The organism is Candidatus Chloroploca sp. Khr17 (genome assembly GCF_004138165.1).
GTDB lineage: Bacteria > Chloroflexota > Chloroflexia > Chloroflexales > Chloroflexaceae > Chloroploca.
Map to the genome: position 1 here is coordinate 1 of NZ_RYFF01000062.1, position 18,072 is coordinate 18,072.

At 61.1% G+C, this 18,072-nt stretch carries 15 protein-coding genes; 11 read left to right on the top strand and 4 right to left on the bottom strand.

Annotated features, from left to right (window positions below):
- Window positions 1-272: 272 nt before the first annotated feature.
- From EKD05_RS22250 to EKD05_RS26035, 4 genes are all read left to right on the top strand, one after another.
- The gene (locus tag EKD05_RS22250; RefSeq protein ID WP_129677300.1) at window positions 273-845 is read left to right on the top strand and encodes a hypothetical protein; all 573 of its coding nucleotides are present in this window, start codon (window positions 273-275) and stop codon (window positions 843-845) included.
- A gap of 1,011 nt (window positions 846-1,856) precedes the next feature.
- Complete coding sequence (locus EKD05_RS22255) at window positions 1,857-2,477, top strand: hypothetical protein (protein ID WP_129677302.1); 621 nt, start codon at window positions 1,857-1,859, stop codon at window positions 2,475-2,477.
- A 140-nt stretch (window positions 2,478-2,617) separates the two neighbouring features.
- The gene (locus tag EKD05_RS22260; protein WP_205704049.1) at window positions 2,618-4,384 is read left to right on the top strand and encodes a transposase; all 1,767 of its coding nucleotides are present in this window, start codon (window positions 2,618-2,620) and stop codon (window positions 4,382-4,384) included.
- A gap of 704 nt (window positions 4,385-5,088) precedes the next feature.
- Window positions 5,089-7,356, top strand: a complete 2,268-nt coding sequence (locus EKD05_RS26035) for an FG-GAP-like repeat-containing protein (protein WP_165360893.1) — start codon at window positions 5,089-5,091, stop codon at window positions 7,354-7,356.
- 408 nt (window positions 7,357-7,764) lie between these two features.
- On the opposite strand, the gene EKD05_RS22270 is transcribed toward EKD05_RS26035, so the two are convergent.
- Both EKD05_RS22270 and EKD05_RS22275 read right to left on the bottom strand, forming a co-directional pair.
- Window positions 7,765-7,944, bottom strand: a complete 180-nt coding sequence (locus EKD05_RS22270) for a hypothetical protein (RefSeq protein WP_129677304.1) — start codon at window positions 7,942-7,944, stop codon at window positions 7,765-7,767.
- 311 nt (window positions 7,945-8,255) lie between these two features.
- Entirely contained in the window at window positions 8,256-8,555 is a 300-nt protein-coding gene (locus EKD05_RS22275) for a hypothetical protein (RefSeq protein ID WP_129677306.1), read from the bottom strand.
- A gap of 285 nt (window positions 8,556-8,840) precedes the next feature.
- Between EKD05_RS22275 and EKD05_RS22280 the strand changes: the two genes are divergently transcribed.
- The 7 genes from EKD05_RS22280 (at window position 8,841) to EKD05_RS22310 (ending at window position 15,080) form a co-directional block, all read left to right on the top strand.
- The gene (locus tag EKD05_RS22280) at window positions 8,841-10,274 is read left to right on the top strand and encodes an ATP-binding protein (RefSeq protein ID WP_129677308.1); all 1,434 of its coding nucleotides are present in this window, start codon (window positions 8,841-8,843) and stop codon (window positions 10,272-10,274) included.
- A 236-nt stretch (window positions 10,275-10,510) separates the two neighbouring features.
- On the top strand, window positions 10,511-10,864 hold the full coding sequence (locus tag EKD05_RS22285; protein WP_129677310.1) for an ATP-binding protein: 354 nt from the start codon (window positions 10,511-10,513) through the stop codon (window positions 10,862-10,864).
- 73 nt (window positions 10,865-10,937) lie between these two features.
- Window positions 10,938-11,360, top strand: coding sequence for an IS200/IS605 family transposase (tnpA, locus tag EKD05_RS22290; RefSeq protein ID WP_129677339.1), 423 nt, complete (start codon window positions 10,938-10,940; stop codon window positions 11,358-11,360).
- The gene (locus tag EKD05_RS22295; protein WP_129677312.1) at window positions 11,360-12,604 is read left to right on the top strand and encodes an RNA-guided endonuclease TnpB family protein; all 1,245 of its coding nucleotides are present in this window, start codon (window positions 11,360-11,362) and stop codon (window positions 12,602-12,604) included. The genes tnpA and EKD05_RS22295 overlap by 1 nt, the downstream gene beginning before the upstream one ends.
- Window positions 12,605-12,642: 38 nt before the next feature.
- A complete protein-coding gene (locus EKD05_RS22300) occupies window positions 12,643-13,230 on the top strand; it encodes an ATP-binding protein (RefSeq protein WP_165360894.1) in 588 nt (195 codons plus the stop codon).
- Between the two features lie 586 nt (window positions 13,231-13,816).
- A complete protein-coding gene (locus EKD05_RS22305; RefSeq protein WP_129677316.1) occupies window positions 13,817-14,146 on the top strand; it encodes a DUF4326 domain-containing protein in 330 nt (109 codons plus the stop codon).
- 742 nt (window positions 14,147-14,888) lie between these two features.
- Complete coding sequence (locus tag EKD05_RS22310) at window positions 14,889-15,080, top strand: hypothetical protein (protein ID WP_129677318.1); 192 nt, start codon at window positions 14,889-14,891, stop codon at window positions 15,078-15,080.
- A gap of 20 nt (window positions 15,081-15,100) precedes the next feature.
- On the opposite strand, the gene EKD05_RS22315 is transcribed toward EKD05_RS22310, so the two are convergent.
- Together EKD05_RS22315 and EKD05_RS26040 are read right to left on the bottom strand one after the other, a co-directional pair.
- Entirely contained in the window at window positions 15,101-17,356 is a 2,256-nt protein-coding gene (locus EKD05_RS22315) for an NB-ARC domain-containing protein (RefSeq protein ID WP_165360895.1), read from the bottom strand.
- A 53-nt stretch (window positions 17,357-17,409) separates the two neighbouring features.
- Window positions 17,410-17,562 (bottom strand): hypothetical protein, encoded by a 153-nt coding sequence (locus EKD05_RS26040; protein ID WP_165360896.1) that lies wholly within the window; start codon window positions 17,560-17,562, stop codon window positions 17,410-17,412.
- Window positions 17,563-18,072: the final 510 nt, after the last annotated feature.

The following is an 18,072-nucleotide window of genomic DNA, read 5'->3' on the forward strand; positions in this document are numbered from 1 at the left end:
CTCATGCCGGCCCGCGCGGCCGCCTGTTCCTGAGTTTTTCCTTTGCTCCGTTCTCGTCGCATCTGTCGTACCTCGTGGTCTGTTTTCATGACGCCCTCCTCTGAAGGCGTCATGGTAGGTCATCGTGGAGGCAGATGGGATCGGCAATTCTAAAGATCACCACCGGCAATTCTAATTATCGTTGATCAACCGTCTGTGAACCCTTCCTGCGTTCCTGGCAGACCCAGGGCGGGCTGGAGCGTTTTGGCCTTCCGGTCACCGGGGCCTTCACCATGGAACTGGAAGGCCGCCCCTACACGGTGCAGTTCTTTGAACGGCGGCGCTTCGAGGCCCATCCCGAGCTTGGCCCGAGCACCGTACTGCTCGGCCTGCTCGGCCGTGAGGTGCTGGAGGCCCAGCCGGGACAACCGGTGGTGCCGCCGCCCGCGCCCGCTCCGCCACCGCCACCACCGCCCGCCGCGCCCCAACCGACGCCCGCCCCGCCACCGCCCCCGGCCGCGCCCCAACCGACCCCGGCCCCAACGCAGCTCCCACCGAGCTTCAACAACTGTGCTGACGACCCCAACGCCGCCGCCGCACCGCATGTCCCGGTGCGCATTCGGGCCATCGACAAACGGGCCGAGACGGTCACGTTGCAGAATGTCAGCACCGCCGCCGTCACGCTCGACGGCTGGATCATGTGTAGTGTGCGCGGGGCGCAGCGTCATCCCATCGGCGGCGTGCTCGCCCCAAACGAGAGTCGCGTCTTTCCCGGGCCACCCGAGAACATTTGGAACAATAGCTCGTCCGATCCGGGCTCCCTCTATGATGCGGCGGGCCGCCTGGTCAGCTACTGGCCGGATTAAGTCGCTTGGAGCCTTTGAGTCGAGCCTGCAACAAGATGAAACACAGAACGTGCGCGTTCCATCGAGAATCATGTCCCCGAGCCTCTTGCACGTTGCAGACAAGGGGTTCGAGCAGCAGTTCAGACAGATGCATCCTTTGATGTTCGCGCAACATGAGGAACATGGAGGTCATGAGATGGCAGTAAGTACAACTCAACTCGTCGGAAACTGGCAGACGGACGGTGTACAAGATGGATGGTCATCGAATCCGCACGGACCGAGTGGCGCATGGAAAGGCACCCTTGTCCTCAGGGCCAACATGACATCGACGATGGCGTTTACGTCAGGGAATGTAGCTCCCAGTCGGAACGGAGATTGGAGTCTCAATGGCAATACGCTCTCGATTATCGACACGTTCGGAACCGTATGGAAAGGGGATATAGGAAATCCAAGCAACCCGGTCGCGCTCGGGGGCCGTTACGAGTCCGGGCCACAAGGGGCGGCTGATGGAAGCTGGCGTGCAACGAAGGTCTAACCTAGCGGTTCGCGAACGAGTGCTGATGCGAAACCCACGCGGATCAAGCGCCGTGTGCAGGTTGTATGCCTTGCCCCACACGGCGTGTCAGTAGTCGTATGCATCACGTACAGGGAGCAATCGCACCGCAAGACAACCTGGAAGCATGCGTTTGAAGCGAAGGATGAACCGTTCCGGTACGCGTGTCCGAGCCAATCTTGGCCGCATGGCTGGCATTGGCCTCGCGTAAAGATCGCAGCAGGATGCGATGCGCGTACCGGAGGAAAAGGTGCCACCGCTATCTATGCATCAGAACAACTCCCTTCTGGGACAAGGCAGAAGCGCACACGATGACCGTCATGGGACACGCTCGCACGTCCTGCGGCTGGTGACACGAAGCTCGGGTGTGAGCTTCCTCCTCATGCGTTGCTGCTATGTATCGCGGCACAATGCTAGCGCACTTCTCAGTCAATTGATGAACTGGACACGAACCACAGCCTGCTTACATGAAGAACAGTATGAAATTCGATTTAACCTTTCAACCACGATTTAATTGTGCTATTTGTTCAACACGATGTGATGGACGATCAAAATCTGCTTTTATCTTTACTGATGATGTTGCTCTTTCGGTTCAGGCAGAAGATTGGATCCTCCAACACTTCCAAGAAGTTCTCGGGCTATCAGTCTACAAGGCCGCTGGTGAAATTCACGGTCTTCCAGATCTGGAAATTATTCGAGGTCAGAAGATCATAGCGCGTGTTGAGGTGAAAGCACAAAGTCGAGCATTTATGTCTATCGAGCGACTTCTCCCCAAGAGTAATCTGCATCCCTATGAAGCAGTAGCGCTGAATTTGAGTGATCTGAAACGATATATTACTTTGTATCAGCGAGAAGACATCCCCCTATTCCTGGTTTGGCGAGTACAGCGGCCATGTCTTGGTGAAGGCTATTGGGGCCATTCTGTTACCAGATTACAGGAGATCTATCAACACTATCAGGGTGATCGGCGTTACCGCCGACGCTCAACACTCAGCGATTACGTTGATGGTCAGCACTGTGGCGTTACAGTGAATTACCACTTTAGCCTACGCGAACTCTTGCCCCTTTCAGCCGTTGAACACTGCCTTCAACAACTCTAGCCTTCAATTCATCTTCAGCATACGGTTCACAGTATGAAACATAGCCACAACAGTGGTACCCGGATCTGACATACGTCAGCATCATGCTTACCGTTCGCTTAAATCTGGACAGGGTTCGAAGAATTTGGTAGGCTCGTGGTATGAATACGCAACCTACCATCCACACGGAACGAGTTGACGACGTGCCGCTGCTGCTGGCCCACATGCAACGTCTGGGGCTGCCCACCATCCTGGACCCCCACTTCCCGGCCCACGGCAACCATCAGGGGTTGAGCCTGGGCTGGATGGTGCTGGTCTGGCTGGCCCACATCCTCTCGCGCGCCGACCATCGGCTCAATCGCGTGCGCCCCTGGGCCGACCAGCTGCAAACCACCCTGAACGCCGTGCTGCCCGCCGCGTTGCGGCCGACTGACCTGACCGACGACCGCCTGGCTGATGTGCTGTACGCCCTCAGCGACGATGCGGCATGGGCCGCCTGCGAGGGCGACCTCAACCAGCACATCCTGCGTGTCTATGCCCTGAATCCGGCCACCGTGCGCGTGGATAGCACCACCGCCAGCGGCTATTGGGAGGTGACCGAGGATGGGCTGTTCCAGTTCGGCCACCGCAAAGACCACCGCCCCGACCTGCCCCAGGTCAAGGTCATGCTGGCTACCCTCGACCCCTTGGGCATGCCCGTGGCGGTGGATGTCGTGCCGGGGCAGTGCAGCGATGACCCGCTGTACCTGCCCATCATTGACCGCGTGCGGGCAAGCCTGGGCCGCACCGGACTGCTCTATGTCGGCGATAGCAAGCTGGGGCCATTGGCCACGCGGGCGCATATCCACTCCGCGGGTGACGCCTACCTCTGCCCCTTGGGCAAGCTGCAGTTGTCTGCGGCGGCGGTGGACGTCCTGATCACGCAGGCGCTGGCCGCCGGGCCGTTGCGCCGCATCAGCCGCCCGGACGCCGACGGGCAGCCCGTACTGGACGCGCACGGCCAGCCGGTTCTCCACGCCGAAGCCTGGGAGCGCAGCGTGGAACTGACCGCCACGGTCGACCGGGAGGAAGTCACCTGGACCGAGCGCCGCATCGTGGTGCGCTCGCCCGCGCTGCAAGCGCGGCAGCAGCAGGCGCTGGAGCGGCGGCTGGCGGACGCCGAGGCCGACCTGGACGACCTGCTCGTGGCCCGCCGGGGCAAGGGACGCCCGACCACGCCCGACGAAGCGGAGGCCGCGATCGCGGCGATTCGGGAACGCCACGCGGTGGCGGGCTTGCTGGATGTGACCCTGACCGCGACCGCGCAGACCCGTACCATCCGGGCCTATCGGGGGCAACCGGCTCGCGAGGAGACGACCTACGCGTTGGCGGTGACCCACGCCCGCGTGGAACCCGCCATCACGGACGCCATTGCCCGGCTGGGGTGGCGCGTCGACGCGACGAACCGGCCCGTGGAGGAACTGGACACCACGCAGGTGGTGCTGGCCTATCGTGACCAATACCTGGTCGAACACCCGATGGGGCGGCTGAAAGGGGCAGCGCTGTCGCTCAGCCCGGTCTACCTGAGCCGCGACCAGCATGTGACCGGCCTGGTGCGACTGCTGACCATCGCGGTGCGCGTGCTGAGCCTGCTGGAGTACGGCATCCGGCGCAGCCTGGCCGACGCCCCGCAGGAGGAACCGCTGCGGGGCCTGTACGCGGGTCAACCCAACCGCAGCACCCGTCGGCCCACGGCGGAGCGCGTGCTGGAAGCGTTCCGCAACCTGACGCTGACCGTGGTTGAGCTGCCAACCCAGATCATCCGCCATCTGACCCCGCTGACGGCCCTGCAACAACGCCTGTTGGCACTGGCGGGCCTGGAGGAAACCTGTTATACCCGGTTGGTTGCGCATTTGTCCGAATCACCTCAAGAAATAAGCGAACGGTAAGTCATGGTCGACGAAATCAGCAATCCACAGTATTGCTGGAACGTATCAATGATCAGGTAGACCTGGAGGCCTTGCCCCGACCTTCGGTTCAGTAGCCGCATGAAGCTAGACCGTGGAACAAGGTGGATACAGCGTGAACCCTGGTATGTCGTCAGAGCATGGTCTTGCTGTGACCAGGTGACAGTGACGAACACGGCTCATCGCATCGAGCGATCGCGTCCCCTTGAGATGGACATTATAGTATTGGCAACACACCATGCACCAAGATCGGACGAAAAACTCGTACCGGAAAAGTCTAGGCTTGCGCCCCATGAGGATGACAGACGTCCACGTTGTCGCGTCATGGGGCTGGTGCGACAAAACTCGGATCAAGGCCGAACAGCGCCCGTGCATCGCACCCCCACACCGAAACACCCACGTCGACCACCACGCCAGACAGCGCAATGAGCAGCGGAGGTGTGCATGGCAACGATGAACGAAACGATCAAGGAACTTTTTCAGCAGGCTCTGAAGCTCCTGCAGTTTACACCCTCTTTTTCTAATTTCTCACTGCACGCAGGTAACATTCTTACCGTATCCTCGCTAACATTAGACCGGTATCGGCTCAGCCAAGGAAAAAGCTCTGGCGATAGGTTCACTCCATTAGATTAGAGGGTTAACGCTCATACCTTTCGGTAGCCTATTCATCACCAAAAGGATCTCCCATGAATCGCACCACGCCCCTTCGCAAGCTGACGAGCCTTGTAGCATTGTTGATCGTTGCACGGCTAATCGGGTCCCTCTTTCATCAAATGCCAGTCGCCACAGCGACCCTCCCGCCAAGCGTGATCTCCACTGTTGGAGAGTTGCTCTCAGTCACTCGCTGGGTTGATGATCTTGGCTATGATGCTGTAGCTGGAAGCTGGCGCATCAATCAGCACCCACGCATGATGGCTGATGTGAATGGAGATGGTAAAGCTGACCTGGTTGGCTTTGGCGAGGCCGGGGTTTACGTGGCGCGATCAACAGGCTCCGGCTTTGAAACGCCCCAACTTCAGGTCAACGATTTTGGGTTTACAGCGGGTGGCTGGCGCGTTGATCAGCATGTGCGCACCGTCATCGATGTGAGCGGCGACGGTAAAGCGGATATAGTCGGCTTTGGGAACAGCGGGGTTTATGTCGCCAGTGCTACGGGAACCGGATTTCTCAGACCTCAAAACTATCACACGCACTTTGGCTATGATCTCGCCGCTGGCGGCTGGCGGGTTGATCGTCATCTGCGCCTATTGGGCGACATGAACGGCGATGGGAGAGCCGATATTGTCGGCTTTCACGATAATGGTGTCTACCTTGCGCGCTCGACGGGGACGGGTTTTGAACCTGAGTATCTCACACTGGAAAACTCCTTTGGTTATGCCGACGCGGCTGGTGGCTGGCGGATTGATCGCCATCCACGCATGCTCGTCGATGTAAATGGTGATAGGCGAGTTGATATTGTTGGTTTTGGCGATGTCGGCGTATATGTAGCCTTTTCTACCGGGGAAGGTTTCACCGTGCCAATGCTCGCAGTGAACGATTTTGGTTATACGGCTGGCAACTGGCGTACTGAGCAGCATCTGCGCATGCTCGCTGATGTGAATGGCGATGGGCGGGCTGATATTGTTGGTTTTGGTGGTGATGGGGTGTATGTGGCGCTCGCAAGTGGAGTCGGCTTTCATCCGCCGCAGCTTATGATCAATGATTTTGGCTATGTCGCTGGTGGTTGGCGGATTGATCAACACCCACGCATGCTTGCTGATGTGAATGCTGATGGCAAAGCTGACATTGTCGGCTTTGGGAACCAGGGCGTCTATGTCGCGCTATCTACTGGATCTAGCTTCAGCCCGCCACAGCTGTCCATTCTCGATTATGGCTACTACGCCGGCGGCTGGCGCACTGATCGCAATCTGCGCCTTATGGCCGATGCCAATGGCGACGGCAAGGCTGATGTCGTTGGTTTCGGCAACCAGGGCGTCTATGTCTCCACCGATCTGCTCGCTCCACCGAATCCATCGCCAAGCTGTGCTGTGCCATTTTTCTCTCAGCGTGATCCCGGCTGGGCCAACCATCCGCTACGCACCGATGGAGAATGCTCAGCAAGTTGCAATACGATTGGGAAGTGCGGCTGTACGCTGACCTCAGCAGCGATGGTCTTCAAATATTATGGCGCAAACCTGAATCCTGCCTCGCTCAGTGATTGTATGGGCACGAGTGGCTGTCCTTTTTCCTGGGGAGTGGGCGCAAGCTGCAGCGGAAGCCAGGCGACCTTAGTTGGCAACGATGGCTTTAGCTGGGCACGCCTCGCACAAGCGGTGCAAGCCAACGGCCCTGTGCTTCTGGGTATGACCCAAGGCCAGAATCAGCACTGGGTCGTTGTTCTCAGCGGCAGTGGAACAAGCGCTGGTAACTATAGTATCCACGATCCATGGCCGCTCAATGGGGCCAATATGCGCTTAAGTGCGTATAACGGCTGGTCTTTTAACAACATTCTCGTGTATGCAGGCCAAAAGAAGTGCGTAGGCTCACTAGTAGACGGGAATACGCCGCTCTCGTTCCAAGCACAGCCAGTTAGTGCAACCGTAAACGAGGGGGGGCAGTTGTCGTCTGAAGCGCTGACACTCGTTGAGGCCGCAGCGCTGCCAACATCTTCAGCGGTGACGGGCTCACTGGAGCTGTATCGCTCGAACGATACGACGCTGACCATTCAGCTCGGTGCCGAGAGTTCTGCTGCGAAAATGACCGACATGCTTATCTGGACCGACGCCATGGAGCAAGCGACATGGCAGCCTTTCGCGGCCTTCGCTGAGGCTCCCATTGGCGAGGTGATCTCTGCTCGTTTCCGTGATGCCAGCGGCAACATCTCTGCAATCGTTTCCGATACGCGCTACCCCACAAATAGCCCTGCTACGCAGCCGCAGGCGCTCACAGTCTTCCTGCCCATAGTTCGTCGCTAGGCCCCTTGCGCAGCATGGGCACGGATCGCGCAGCACCGACTGCTGCGCGATCCGTGCCCAACCGAGCCTCGTCGTTTGGCAACGTACCCGCATTGCGCTTATCACCAGAAGGATTTCCTGTAACCCACCACCCGTCTCGCCAAAAGCCTGCGGCGTCGCACCGTGGACGGCGATGAGTACCAGATCCTGCGCCGTCGTCTTCGCTCGATGCTTGCACACAGCGTTTGACCGTTATGCAACTCGCATGGCCATTCCATGAGTTGCGGCACTGTTCGCAGGAGCTATCTTCTTCGAGGTCGAGGCCCTGGTAAACCTCGCCAGTAACCTCGAACCAACTCTTACGGAGCTCACTGAACCCACGCCTGTCGAACAGGTTGTCATCATGCTATGCGCTTCGATCTACCGTGCCTAACCGTACGCGACCAAGCTAGGGCGATCTTCATCGTCGAGAGCGACCGATGCCAAGCGCTCGGCATCCAGACCGATGCCCAGTTGCGTCGCATCCAGCGCCACGAGCATCTGGCCGCTCGCCTCCACACCTTCCGTGTCCGGCGGGGCCATCGCATCGAAACGATGCAGTGCCTGCACCTCCAACTCACGGTGGCTGGCTGGTGCAGATTCCTACAGCCCGCGTGAACCAGGACGTCCGCGACCGCACGGGAGCGCCCGGTGAGCGCTGCGTCACCTGCTGCGCGGGCGTTGGCAACGCGGCTTGCCATGGCGTGGGCGTGGGCCTGCGTTCCGCTGCGTCCAGGCAACCCCGTGGCGGGCCGACCCTGCCCGTGCAGCCCCCCCTGACACCAAAACACCCCCGCCGTCCACCGCGCTAGGCAGCGCGGTGAGCAGCGGGGGTGCGTGGGAACGATGCACGATCACGGCAGGGCCAAGCCCTGCTTCGGTCAGCGTCCGCGCCGCCGCGTGGCCGCCGCTCGCTGGAGCACCCGCCCCAACGCCTGCGGCAACGTGCGCAGCCGCGCCACCGCGAGCGTGTCCGCGGCGCCGAAAATGCCCTCCAGCCGCCCCAGATGTTCCTGGGGGCCAACATACACGCCCACCACGAGCGTGCCCTGCCGCCGCACCGTCGCGACCGTCGCGCTCACCATGGCCGCCGGTTCGTCTGTCGGCACCCCATCGTGCAGATACAGGATCAGGCGGGTCGCTTCGGGTCGAAGCGTCAGCAGCGCCTGCGCTGCATGCACCGATGTGCTTCGCCAGACGATCGATCCAATCCAGCGATCAACGCTTTGGGGCCTTGCTGTGCAACGATCTTGAGCCTGAGACCCCGCTGGAACCACGCAGCCCGAGTGGCCGCATCAGGCAGTACTCCTCGCGAAGGCGGTCATACCGCCGCCGCCACAGGTGCACAGCATCACAGCGGGGCCTCGCCGTGCGCGGGTGGCTGGCCCTGGTACGTGCGCCTTCGCAAAAGAGACATTGCACGAGTATAATACTGAAGCGATGTCTCTTTTGCCGGGAGGTGACCAGTGTTTGTTGATCGCACCGCTGAATTAGCCATGCTCCAGACGTTGCTTGAGCGCGAGCGGAGTGAATTGTTGCTGCTCTACGGCCGTCGTCGCGTGGGCAAGACGGCGTTGTTACGCGAGTGGGCAAGCCGCAGTGGCCTCCCCTGGAGCTACTGGATGGCCCAGAAGGAGTCGGCAGAACTGCAGCGGCGCCGCCTGGCTGCGATCCTCCGCGGACGACCGCCCTCCGCCACTGGCCCGGCCTTCGCCAGTTGGTCTGATCTGTGGGACGATGTGGCGACCCTTGTCCGTGATGATCGCCGCATCCTCATCATAGATGAATTGCCCTGGGCCGTCGAAGCTGATGGTGCCATGCTCTCCGCACTCCAGTATGCCTGGGATCTGCATTTCCAGCAGCGCAACCTGATCCTCGTGCTCTGCGGCTCCCACATCCGCACCATGGAAACGCTGCTCAGTCGCCAAACACCCCTCTTTGGGCGTCTCACCGCTCAGTATTATCTCCAACCCCTGCCATTCGGTGCCCTGCGCGACTTCTTTCCTGACTGGAGTCCTGAGGCTCAGGTGGCTGCTTATGCGATCCTCGGTGGCGTCCCTCAGTATCTCGCTTGGTTTCGCCCTCAGGTCGGGCTGAGTGCGAACATCCGTCAGGCGATTCTCGCACCGATCAGCATGGCCCTGGCTGAAATTGAACTGTTACTGGCCGACGAGGTGCGTGATATCCGTACCTATCTGACCGTCTTGAACGCGCTTGGCGAGGGTGCGCATGCCTTGAAGGAGATCGCCAATGCAACGATCATCGCTCCAACCAACCTCACCAAGTATCTGGGCGTGCTGCAGGAGTTGCGGCTGGTTGAGCGGCGCATCCCCGCCACTGTCCCGCCAGCCTTGCAGGCACGCTCCAAGCAGGGGCGGTATCACCTGATCGATCCGTTCCATCGGTTTTATTTCCGCTTCCTCCGGCCGCATCAGGCCGAGATTACCTATCAACCCGATCAGGTGCTCACGCAGATCCAAGCCGGGCTCCGGGCCTTTGTGGGGCAGACGGCCTGGGAAGAACTGGCGCGCACGTGGGTCTTCACCCAAGGCATGCGTGGGGCGCTCCCATGTGCACCTGAGGTGATCGGGAGCCACTGGAGTCGCAGCGTGCAGGCAGATGTGGTGGCGGTGAGTTGGCGTGAACGGACGATCCTGATCGGTGAATGCAAATGGAGCACCGATGCGATCAATCGCCAACTCGTGCGTCATCTCATGGAGCACACCATCCCCCACACCGTTGCCGCACTGCCGGAAGGAGGTGCCGGGTGGCGGGTCATACCGGCGCTCTTTGCCCGAGCTGGGGCAACGCCTGAGGCCCACACCCTGCTACGTGAGCAAGGCGGGATCATGGTAGATCTGCCAACCCTTTATGCCGATCTCGGTGCGGAGACCAGGTAGCAGGAGCGCATGGGGCAACGATGGGAGGCCCGACCCTTGCGGTTCCACCGCAAGGGTCGCATAACACGCACCCGTCACCAACGACGCCAACGAGGCCTGCATGGGCAGTTCCTCGATGACCTCGCGCCCAACGTGCCTCCTGAACACCGTCCTCAGCCGCAGCGGCAGCGTACCGCGCCCGTGGCGCGGTGTGGGGGGCGTGCGATCATGAAAGCCTGACCTGAAAGGAGCCCCCTATGAATGATGGTGTGTCCGCCTCGATCCCGCCGGTTGATCTCCAGCACGTCTGCGGCCAGGAGCATGTCAAGCGAGCACTGGAAGTCGCCGCCGCCGGTGGGCATGCGATCATGCTCACCGGTGCCCCTGGAGCCGGCAAGAGCCTGCTGGCCCGCGCGATCGGGGGCATTGTCCCGCCAGGCCCCGAGGCATCGTCCCGCCCCGTGTATGCCCCGAGCGTACCTTGCTCGGCCAGGACGCTCTTTGGCAACCAGGCTGGTCGCGTGGTGCGTCCGGGCCTGGTCAGCCAGGCCGACGGCGGCGTTCTCATCCTCGATGACGATATAAACCCGCCGCAAGCCACGCCACTTTAGTGGCAGTGGTTAGGCGGGTTTCTCGCAGGCTTCAGCCCTTGTGTTTGCTGAACATTTGTGCTATATTGTAGATATGAATGTTGGTTACAACAACAAAACCTACAATCTTCACTATCAGCGTGATGAGCATCGGGTGCATCTCGTGGTCTATCATCTCGTCTGGTGCCCAAAACGGCGCAAGGCCGTCCTTACCGGAGCCATTGCACAGGAGTGCCGTATCTTGATTGAAGCGGTTTGTGCCGAACAAGGTTGGTCACTCCTGGAACTCGCAATTCAACCCGACCATATCCATCTGTTTGTGCAGGTCTTTCCGTCTACCAGTGCAGCAGATGTTCTCAAGCTGGTGAAAGGACGTACCAGTCGGGAGTTGCGGCAGAAGTATGCCGTGCTACAAAAACTGCCCTCTCTCTGGACACGGAGCTATTTCGTAAGCACGGCTGGTCGTGTGTCGCAGGAAACCATTCAGCGTTATCTTGAAGCGCAGAAAGGGATGTGATGATCCGAACCCACATCGAACCGTGTCACGTGAATCGCGCCGAAGCTGATGCCCTGAACCGCGCCAGTGGGGAACGCTACACCCAGGTTGCCGTGTTTCACTGGCGCACCTATCGCAAGCACGGGCACTGGCTCTCGCAATACGGCGCTGAGAAGTGGAACGATAGGGCCAATGCCGAGCAGCCCACCTTGTTACACGCCCACTCGGTAGATGCGGCCCAACAGGGGTTCTACAAAGCGTGTAAAACCACGCGAGCTTGCCGCAAGGCGGGACTGGAGACCCGCTTCCCCTATCGCCGCAAGAAGTTCCGTACCACTATCTGGAAGCAGACCGGCATCCGACGCGAGGGCGATACCCTGCTCCTGGCACGCGCACGGGGACAGCCGTCCATTCGTATCACCCTGCCGGAACATCTGCGCGACGTACTGGACATCCGGGAAGTGCGCCTGGTCTACGACAAGGCCAAGCGCCGCCACTTCTGGCACATCGTGGTGGAGCATGGCACACAGCCGAAGGAAGCCCCAGGAACCACCACCGTTGCGGTAGACCTGGGGGAAGTCCACCCGGCTGCGGTGAGTGATGGGCACGACACCGTGGTGGTCACCTGCCGAGCACTGCGCAGTCAGCGTCAGTACGCCGCCAAACGGCTGGCCGAACTGCGCCAACGGCAGAGCACCTGCAAACGTGGCTCCCGCATGTGGAAGCGCTTGCAACGGCGTATCAACCGATTTTTGTATCAGCAGGCGAAGCGCACCCGCGATATGGAGCACAAGGTGTCGCGGGAGGTGGTGAACACGGCGGTGGCGATGGAGGCAGGCACGATTGCCATCGGAGATGTGCGCGACGCTGCTGAGAAGGTCAAGCTCGGCAAGAAGAGCAATCAGAAAATCTCAAACTGGTCGCATGGGAAGGTGCGGCAGTACATCACCTACAAGGCCGCAGCGGAAGGTATCCAGACGGAACTGGTCGACGAACGCTACACATCGCAGACATGCCCATCGTGCGGGTGCCGGCACAAACCACGCGGCAGGGTCTATACCTGTGGGCAGTGTGGTTTCAGCGGACACCGGGATGGGGTGGGCGCAGTCAATATCCTGTCGGTGCAGCAGCACGGGGAACCAGGGCGCATCTGCCCTACCGGAAGCACAACGTATCGTATCCCGTACAACGTGCGGGTTCTGCGTAGTCCCCTGGACACGGGGCAAGTGGCTTGCGGGCAACCGCAAGAAGCCGCCGCACTTTAGTGCGTGCGGAGTGTCACCTCCACGCCTTCGCGAAGCATGTGCCCCGGTTGGTGTCGGTGCTCGACACCGGTGTGGTCACCCTGGCAACCGCGACCGGCACGACGAACGTGCCTGCCAACACGATGCTGGTCGCCACCACGCGCCCGTGCCCCTGCGGTTGGCACGGCGATGCCGCGCAGGTGTGCCACTGCTCACCGGCCCTGATCGCCCGCTGGCAGGCCAAGCTCCCCGCGCACCTCCGAGAGCACTGGGCCATCCACGTTGAGGTGCCTCGCATGAGCTATGAGCGCCTCAGCACCTCGCGGCTGGCAGAGGCCTCGGCTGCGGTGCGTGCGCGGGTGACCGCAGCCTGGCGCATCCAGGCCCAGCGCGCCGGGGGCAGCGATGGCTGGCGGGTCAACGCCCAGTTGAGGCCGGCTGATATCCGTACCCACTGCACCCTCGACGGCGCAGGCCAGAGCTTGCTGAAAGCTGCGATGCGCCAACTCGCGCTCTCTGCCGCCGCCTACCACAACGTGCTCCGGCTCGCCCGTACCATTGCCGACCTCGCAGGGGCCGAGGCGATCAGACCAGCACACGTGGCCGAGGCCATCCAGTACAGGCCACGACGGACTGGGGCTGCCTGATCGGTCGCGCACCGCAGGCAGCTTGATGGTGTCCACGACCGCGCAAGTGGCTCATCCGCTCGCACGGTCAGCCTGGGCATGACCGGCCAGGTCAGCCTCGAGACCGGAGAGGCTGGCTGAAAAGCCCTGATCGGGCGAAGGAGTCGTGCGCTATCCTGGGAGCGTGGGCAAGCCACTCGCGCTCCCAGGACATATCCACACCCTCTTCAGCCAACTTCTGAGGGCCATCCCCAGGGCAGCAGCGGGGGCCAACGCATCGCGGGCAGAGGCCCTATTCAGGCTCAGTCCCCGCTGCGCTTCCAGGGAGACCGCAGGGTACCCGCAGCGAGGCACGCCAGGCGGATGCGCAGGGCCGCGCACTGCGCCAGCAGGGCACCTGGGCCGCGATCAGATGCCGTGGTGGGCACAGGGAACAACGGGCGAAAGGGCGATCACCCGCTCGCCGCAACGCGACTCGCTCGCCCCAGCGTCGCTCGGCGTCACGCAAGGCGCACGTGCTCCAACGGGTACCACCTTGCGGTGGTGATGAGGCCGCACGCTGGATCTGCCGCCAGAGGGGCGGTTGGCGATCAGGAGGAACACTGAGATGGGACAGCATCGACGGATCACGGTTGTCCATCAACGGGCGATCACGGCGCAGCCAGGCGATCATTACATCGGGCGACCCTCGCCGCTTGGCAACCCCTTTGTCATCGGACGCGACGGCACGCGGGCAAAAGTCATTGCGCGCTACCGCACCTGGTTGCAGACGCACGTGGCCGCCGGGCCGGGAAATCGCGTCTACGACGAACTCCAACGGCTCCGTGCGCGGGCGCACCAGCACCCGCTGCGGCTCGTTTGCTGGTGCGCCCCGCTGCCATGCCACGGCGATGTCATTGCGGAGGTGCTGCGCGACGGGATGCCTGGTTCGAAGTGAGGGAGCGTCATATGACGCCCCCTTGTTGCACCCCGCAACCAGATCCCTTTTGAACCCGTCCTTTTGAACCCGTCCTTTTGAACCCGTCCTTTTGAACCCGTCCTTGCCCACCCTGGCCTGCCCCCACCCCGGCCCGCCCCCGCCGCGCCCAAACCCACGCTCCTGGGGGCGGGAGCGCACGGCCCGCGTGGGCGGGCCATCAGGCGGACGGCGATCGACGGCGGTTACGCTTAGTGATGGAAAGTATATTATTCAACGACCATGCACGCACAAAGAGAGCAGGAAATATCTCGCTGCGAGAAGCATAGACGTCCTCGGCCACGGCTGCGGTTTTTCCCTCACCGTTGGCAATGCGAGCAAAGCCAGCTTTGAGGAGACGCCCAACGGCTTCGTTCCGCTGTTTCATCAGGCCATCGTCTCCCTCATCCCATGCATTGCCCGTTGAGCCTCATGCATGATCAGCCTTCGCTGCGCTGACGGTCTGTGGTGGTCGACGGGTAGATCCGTCGCGCCGCGCAGCATGATAGGTATGCGTCAAGGGTCATTGGGATCACGCTGACGCTGGGTGGAACCCATGACGGAGCCTACACGATCATGGTCATGGTGCGGAATGGTGCCGCATAAGGTGCGGAAATGTTCGCACGCCGACTACGGAACGTTCCTGCACGGGTTGGGGACATATGCGCGTGTTTTGGTAGTGTAATACAGGTAGGCCCATGTGTGTAGAGCCTGGAGGTACCCAATGGAAACCCTGCTTCTCGTCGGTCTGGTCGCTACCGTTCTGATGACCACTGCCTGGCATCTGGTGACTCAGCGTCCACAGCAGCCCCAGATTATCGCCATTCAGGTGGTGCCTGCAGAGGCGCATGGAACCGGGTGTTTGCCCCTGCTCTTCCTGGTGTTGTTCCTCATCGTTGTGCTGATGGCAGGGTGACGGAATATTGGGACACCTGTTCAGTGACATGCAGCCAGCGCCTGCTGGGCCTCAGCCAGTTCACGCACTAAGCCCAACCGTTGATAATGATCAATAGCTTCCGCAAAGGACTGTCTGGCAGTCGGATAATCCTGGCGCAGCGCAGCAAGCTGACCGATCAGATACGCGATGCGCCCAATATTAGGACGATCATCGAAGGCAAGCGCGGTTGCCGTCACCGCTTGAATCCGTTGCTCAGCTCCCTCAAGCTGCTGGCGATCGAGATCAAGCGCGGCAAGGCGGAGTTGGAGACTGACAACTCCCCGGGTATACCCGGCCTGTTCCGCTTCGCCAAGGGCATGTTCAGCGATCCGATAGGCCTGCGTGGGGTGCCCTTGCCACTGATACACCAGGGCAAGCCAGAGGCACGTAATAATCTGATACGTCGGCACCTCCATCTGCCGGGAGCGCTCAAGGTTCTCTTCCCAGATGCCTTGGGCGACGTCAAGCTGATCCCGCATCAGAGCTGAAAAAGCAAGGGCATGACGGACGGTATGTGCCACCCCATCGTGATCGTTCAAGGCTGTCGTCGCGAGGCGAGCCTCCATCAGTGCCATCTGCGCATCAGCTTCTGCCTGGCGTCCTTGCATCATCAGACGCTGAACGGAATAGGCGAGCATCAGCAACTCTTGCCGCGGATCGTCCATCGCCCGTGCCGCCTCAGCCCCGATCTGGTTGAGGATGACATTTTTATCCCACATCCCGCGCACGTAGTAGAAGTAATTCGCTTTCCGCGCCAACGTCAGTGCTTCGGTGTGGTAGTGATGCTGATGGGCCCAGACCGCCGCCGCAAACGTGCCTTCCTGTTCCGGCGCAAAGCGTGCGAAGCTCTCCTGGTCATAACGTGACGCCCCTGCGCCTTCGACAAACGCCACATACCAACGCAGCCAGCGCTCACGCGCAGCATGTTGGGCAAAGGTTGGTTCCACGGGAAAGTGGGCGGCGGCAAAGGCGCGCACCAGCGAATGCAGGGTATAGCGTGGTGGCAGGGTCACATCAACCTGCTGCACATCAAGCAGGGAGAGATCAACCAGGCGTTCGAGCGCTCGATCAAGCTCATATCCCGTCACCTCAGCTGTCGCGGCGAGCGCCTCAGCCGCAGCACTATCGGGAAAGAGGCTTAAACTAAGGAGCAGGTGACGTGCCGCGCGATCAAGCAGATCCCAGGCCCGACGAAAGAGATCTTCGAACAGATCGCCACGTGCGGCGTGAAGATCATCGATGACTTGAGGGAGGTTGCGTCGCGTGTACTTGACTAAGCCCAGCGCAACCGCAAGCGCCTTCGGATTGCCTCCAGTCACCGCGACGAGTGGAGCCAACGCAGCCTCAGACACGGTTGGCAACCCCAGCGCCCGCAACCGCTGCACAATCAATGCCTGGGCTTCAGCATCAGTCAAGCCTCGCAATTCGATCAACCAACTCCCCCAGAGTGCCCGATGACGCTCGCGGCTAGTCAAAAGGGCCTTACTTGGTTCCGGTAACCGGAGTAACCAGTGCAGCAAGGCCTGATCGGTGATCGTCTCGACATTATCAACCACCAGCAAGGTGCGTTGGCGTCGGAGCAACTGCTCGACTTCGTGCTGCTTTTCTGACGGGCTCAACTGGGTCAGTGCCGGGTAATCCAACGTATGGGCTACCACATCAAGCACGACGCTCACGTTTGTCGTTCCGGGCCGATCCTTATCACTAATCCAGACGATGGCATCAAACGACAGTTCGGGGTGAAGTGACTGCAAGGCACAGGCAGCAACTTCCCGGGCCAGACTCGTCTTGCCATTCCCGCCCAACCCCACCAGCAGGACGGCAGCCGTGCGTTGCTGAAGACCCTCCAGCACGGCCGCAAAAGCCTGGGGACGGGGCACGAACTGCATATAGGTGGGCGCAGGCAGATTTGCATAGATCCGGGGCGGACGCGCGCGTTCAGGCGTGGGTGGACAGAGCCGCGCGACCAGTTGCGCGGCAAAAGGAGCGCGCGCGCTTTCAAGAAAACGTTCCAGCCAGGCCTGTCCAAGGTAGCCCCGACGCATCAAGGTCTCTGCGAGCAGCGTGATGGCCTCGGCATCAGGTGGCAGGTAGCCCGCCTTATAGCGTTGGATCGTCTTGCCGGCCACACCCAATTGCACCCCAAGCTCCTCCTCGACCCTGGGTGCGGTCTTACCCTCATAGATCGCAAGACTATTGATCGCACCACTCAAGAGACGCCCAAAGGTTTCGTTTCGGCGTGACTGCGCCATCATTGCCTCATGCTTGCGGCCGTAATCCGAGGGAACGTTCTGACCAGATTTCAAGCTCATCGATCAGCCATCATGGGCCGTGTGACCGGAATGGTTGCTGCTGGGGCCAACGAGCGCTCGATGAGCTTGCCCCCCAATGCTTCGATCATGGCCGTCATGATCGCTGTCGTCACGGCACGAGCCAGGCTGATCACCGCCATGAGGAGCACATCGGCTTGCTTGGGTCATGCTGATCACAAACCATGCGCGTATTGTACCATGTGGCGTAGCTGGAAGAAGATCTGCGCCTCCTTCGTCCTCACCCGCTGCCGTGATGGTGGTTTGATCCGCACATGGTCAGTGCATATCTTTGTTAGGACAGAGCGATCACTGGCGGCCACGCCTCACCCGTAGACACCTGGCTTCATGCCGCACCACAGGGGGAACCGCAGGCCGCACATGGTTGCGGCCTGCTGTGCGGCGGGCAGGCATCGAGCCCGCCCGCCCCACCTGCGCCCCTGCGCAGGGTGGTCGCCGCCATCCGGCGGACGACGCTGCCGCGTGGCCTGCCCCAACGGAGGTGCCGCTCTCTGGCAGGCTCAAGCCCAGGCCAGGTTGGTGGCCCCGCAACTGACTGCCGAGCCCCCACGCCACACGACCTCACCCACGAGCCAGGCTCACGCACCGATCAGGCCAGGCGAGAAACCCCGCAACCTGATGCCGAGGCCCCCACGCCACAC

Coding starts and splice junctions, on each gene's coding strand:
- EKD05_RS22315 (WP_165360895.1), bottom strand. CDS start 17,356: ATGATGGCGCAGTCACGCCGAAACGAAACCTTTGGGCGTCTCTTGAGT.
- EKD05_RS22295 (WP_129677312.1), top strand. CDS start 11,360: ATGATCCGAACCCACATCGAACCGTGTCACGTGAATCGCGCCGAAGCT.
- EKD05_RS22305 (WP_129677316.1), top strand. CDS start 13,817: ATGGGACAGCATCGACGGATCACGGTTGTCCATCAACGGGCGATCACG.
- EKD05_RS22285 (WP_129677310.1), top strand. CDS start 10,511: ATGAATGATGGTGTGTCCGCCTCGATCCCGCCGGTTGATCTCCAGCAC.
- EKD05_RS22255 (WP_129677302.1), top strand. CDS start 1,857: ATGAAATTCGATTTAACCTTTCAACCACGATTTAATTGTGCTATTTGT.
- EKD05_RS22250 (WP_129677300.1), top strand. CDS start 273: ATGGAACTGGAAGGCCGCCCCTACACGGTGCAGTTCTTTGAACGGCGG.
- EKD05_RS26035 (WP_165360893.1), top strand. CDS start 5,089: ATGAATCGCACCACGCCCCTTCGCAAGCTGACGAGCCTTGTAGCATTG.
- tnpA (WP_129677339.1), top strand. CDS start 10,938: ATGAATGTTGGTTACAACAACAAAACCTACAATCTTCACTATCAGCGT.
- EKD05_RS22260 (WP_205704049.1), top strand. CDS start 2,618: ATGAATACGCAACCTACCATCCACACGGAACGAGTTGACGACGTGCCG.
- EKD05_RS22310 (WP_129677318.1), top strand. CDS start 14,889: ATGGAAACCCTGCTTCTCGTCGGTCTGGTCGCTACCGTTCTGATGACC.